The sequence below is a fragment of the Streptomyces murinus genome (genome assembly GCF_002154555.1).
Lineage (GTDB): Bacteria > Actinomycetota > Actinomycetes > Streptomycetales > Streptomycetaceae > Streptomyces > Streptomyces murinus.
In genome coordinates, this window is sequence record NZ_MUNF01000818.1 from 1 (window position 1) to 3,324 (window position 3,324).

The window sequence follows — 3,324 nt, forward strand, 5'->3', positions numbered from 1 at the left end:
GCTGTCGGGGGAGGCGCCGCCAGGAACTGCCGCCAGGTGCGGAACTCCGGCGGCGCCTCCCCCGACAGCACCACCACCTCGCGCAGCGACGGCACCCCCGGCAGCGGGCCGGAGCCGGGGCCGGAACCCGCCGCGCGGCGCAGCGCCGCCACGTACGACGTGCCGAGGAAGGGCCCCGTCACGAACAGCAGCCGCGCCCGGCTCCCGCGCAGCACGTCCACCGCCTCGCCGCCCTTGAAGCGGGTGTTCAGCGGCACCAGGATCCCGCCCGCCGACACCGCGCCCAGCGCCGCGACGATCCAGTCGAGGGAGTTGGGCGCCCACACGGCCACCCGGTCGCCCGGCACCACCCCGCTCGCCAGGCAGGCGGCCGCCGCGCGTTCGACGCGGGCGCCCAACTCGGCGTAGGTGACGCGGGTACGGCCCTCCACCACCGCCTCCCGGTCGGCGTACCGCGCGGCCGACCACCGCACCAGGGCCGGGATGGTGTGCCACTCGCCCATGATCGGCCTCCCCGACCGCGCGATCCCGTAGCTGCCGAGTCCCCGTAGCTGCCGAACCCGCACAGCTGACTCATCGTCAGATTAGCGGTAATCTGACGGGCTGTCAGCTACGGGAAGGGGGCCCACGCCATGGCGGGGACGGGACTCAAGGACGCCACGGCCATCGTCGGGATCGGGCAGACCGCGTTCGCCAAGCACCTTCCGGAGGACGAGAGGACGCTCGCCTGCCGGGCCGTGCTCGCCGCGCTGGACGACGCCGGGATCGCGCCCGGCGAGGTCGACGCCCTGGCCTCGTACACGATGGAGGAGACGGACGAGGTGGAGCTGGCGAAGGCGGTGGGGTTCGGGGATCTCACCTACTTCGGCAAGGTGGGATACGGAGGCGGCGGCTCCTGCGCCACCGTCGCCCACCTCGCCACCGCCATCGCCGCCGGACAGGCCACCGTGGGCGTCGCCTGGCGCTCCCGCAAACGCGGCAGCGGGCCCCGGCCGTGGACCGGCACCGCCGGCCAACTCCCCACCCCCGCCCAGTGGACCCGGCCCTTCGGGCTGCTGCGGCCCGCGGACGAGACGGCCATGCTGGCGCGCCGCTACATGCACGAGTACGGCGCCACCCGCGACCATCTCTTCAACGTCGCCCTCGCCTGCCGCAACCGGGCCAACCAGAACCCGGCCGCCGTGATGTACGACCGCCCGCTCACCCGCGAGATGTACATGACCTCCCGCTGGATCAGCGAGCCCCTCTGCCTCTTCGACAACTGCCTGGAGACGGACGGGGCGTTGGCGTGTGTCGTCGTCGGGCGGGAGCGGGCCCGGGACTGCCGCCGCAGGCCCGTGTACGTCCACGCCGCCGCCCAGGGCCTGCCCGCCCAGCACCACGGCATGGTCAACTACTGGAACGACGACCCGCTCACCGGCCCCTCCTGGGCCACCGCCCGCCAGCTGTGGAAGCACGCCGATCTCACCCCGGACGACGTGGACGTGGCCCAGATCTACGACGGGTTCAGCATCCTCGTCCCGCTCTCCCTGGAGGGCTACGGCTTCTGCGGACGAGGAGAGGGGGGCGCCTTCACCGAGCAGGGCGCCCTGGAGATCGGCGGCCGGCTGCCCCTCAACACCGGGGGCGGCGGGCTCTCCGAGGGCTATGTGCATGGCTTCAACCTCATCACCGAAGGGGTGAAGCAGCTGCGCGGCACCAGCACCGCGCAGGTCCCCGGCGCCGCCACCTGCCTGGTCACCGCGGGCGAGAGCGTCCCCACCTCCGCGCTGCTGCTGAGGAGTTGAGCCATGACGCTGAAGCCGGTCACCGACGCCGACGGCGCGCCGTTCTGGGCGTACGCGGCCCGCGGCGAACTGCGCGTACAGACCTGCGGGGAGTGCGGCGAGCCCCGCTTCCCGCCCCGGCCCTGCTGCCCGCACTGCCGGTCGTTCGCGAGCGAGTGGCGGCTCATGTCGGGGCGCGGGCGCGTGTGGTCGTACGTCGTCCCGCACCCGCCGCTGCTGCCCGCGTACGCGGAACAGGCGCCGTACAACGTGGTCGTGGTGGAGCTGGCGGAGGTCCCGCGGATCCGGCTGGTCGGCAATCTGGTCACCGGGGCCGGTGCGCCGCTCGGCTCCCTCGATCCGGGGCGCATCCGGATCGGCGCCCGGGTGCGGGCGGTGTTCCACGAGGGGCTGCCGCGGTGGGTGCTCGCGTGAACACCGTGCGCCTGGCGGCCGACGAGGACACCGGGGTCGCCGTCGTCACCCTGGACCGGCCCGAGCGGCTCAACGCCATCGACCTGGAGATGGTCCGGCAACTCCGGGAGGTGTGGGGCAGGTTGAGGTTCGACGACTCCGTGCGGGCCGTCGTGCTCACCGGGGCCGGGGAGCGGGCGTTCTGTACGGGGATCGACCGGGACAGCGTCGTACCGCAGCCGTCGTCGCCGTACGCGCAGGACGATCCGCTGCTGGGCGTCGGACCGAAGGCGAACGGGCTGTGGAAGCCGGTCGTCGCGGCGGTGCGCGGGATGGTGTGCGGCGGGGCCTTCTATCTGCTGGGCGAGTGCGAGTTCGTGGTCGCGGACCGCACGGCGGAGTTCTTCGATCCGCACACGACGTACGGCATGGTCAGCGCGTACGAGTCCATGCTCATGGCCGAGCGGATGCCGTACGGGGAGGCGGCCCGGATGATGCTCATGGGGACGGCCGAGCGGATCTCCGCCGAGCGGGCGCATGCGATCGGGCTGGTGTCCGAACTCGCGGCGGACGGCGATCCGTTGGCGGCCGCCGTGCGCTGTGCCGAGGTGCTCGCCGGGTATCCGCCGGCGGGGGTGCAGGGGACCGTGCGGGCCCTGTGGGCGGCGCGCGAGGCCGCCCGCGCACCGGCCTTCGCACAGGCCCCGCACCTCATCGCCCTCGGCAACCTCCCGCCCGGCCGGCAGGCGGAGCTGTTCGCGGCGCGACGGCGGGGGTTCCGGGTGCGGTGAGCGCGGGGCCGTCAGCCCTCGACGCCGGCCCGCGGCTCGACCTCGCAGTGGTCCGGCAGGTCCGGGGAGTAGCCCGCGTCATAGGCGACCTCGGCCCGCACCGTGCCGTTCGCGGGCACGGTGACGTCCTTGTCGTTGAAGTCCAGCTCCGTGCCGTCGCGGTCCTGGAAGGAGACCTCGACACTGAAGGTGGCCCTGCGGCCGTTCGGGTTCGTCAACTGCACCGTCGCGTACGGCTTCTTCGCGCCGGCGCAGCTGATCAACGTCACCCGGCCGTCCTGGAGCCCGCTGCCGCCGCCGGAGGACGCGGAGGGCGTGGTGGTGTGCGTGGGCCGGTGGCGGTACGTGCCACC

4 protein-coding genes and 1 pseudogene are annotated in these 3,324 nt (G+C 73.8%); 3 read left to right on the top strand and 2 right to left on the bottom strand.

The window, feature by feature from the left end:
- Positions 1-503: AMP-binding protein (locus CCN72_RS35430; RefSeq protein ID WP_143664319.1), on the bottom strand; the 503-nt coding region annotated here is incomplete at its 3' end.
- A gap of 129 nt (positions 504-632) precedes the next feature.
- On the opposite strand from CCN72_RS35430, the gene CCN72_RS35435 reads away from it, so the two are divergent.
- Genes CCN72_RS35435 through CCN72_RS35445 form a run of 3 tightly spaced genes read left to right on the top strand, consistent with a single transcriptional unit; the run spans position 633 to position 2,971 of the window.
- On the top strand, positions 633-1,787 hold the full coding sequence (locus CCN72_RS35435; RefSeq protein WP_086812477.1) for a lipid-transfer protein: 1,155 nt from the start codon (positions 633-635) through the stop codon (positions 1,785-1,787).
- A gap of 3 nt (positions 1,788-1,790) precedes the next feature.
- Positions 1,791-2,201 (top strand): Zn-ribbon domain-containing OB-fold protein, encoded by a 411-nt coding sequence (locus CCN72_RS35440; protein WP_086812479.1) that lies wholly within the window; start codon positions 1,791-1,793, stop codon positions 2,199-2,201.
- On the top strand, positions 2,186-2,971 hold the full coding sequence (locus CCN72_RS35445; protein WP_086812480.1) for an enoyl-CoA hydratase/isomerase family protein: 786 nt from the start codon (positions 2,186-2,188) through the stop codon (positions 2,969-2,971). The genes CCN72_RS35440 and CCN72_RS35445 overlap by 16 nt, the downstream gene beginning before the upstream one ends.
- An 11-nt stretch (positions 2,972-2,982) precedes the next feature.
- On the opposite strand, the pseudogene CCN72_RS39355 reads toward CCN72_RS35445, so the two are convergent.
- Positions 2,983-3,324: pseudogene (locus tag CCN72_RS39355) on the bottom strand (hypothetical protein); the annotation flags it as partial.

Bases quoted from the DNA above. Each gene is read 5' to 3' on its own strand.
- CCN72_RS35435 (WP_086812477.1), top strand. From the start codon at position 633: ATGGCGGGGACGGGACTCAAGGACGCCACGGCCATCGTCGGGATCGGG.
- CCN72_RS35440 (WP_086812479.1), top strand. From the start codon at position 1,791: ATGACGCTGAAGCCGGTCACCGACGCCGACGGCGCGCCGTTCTGGGCG.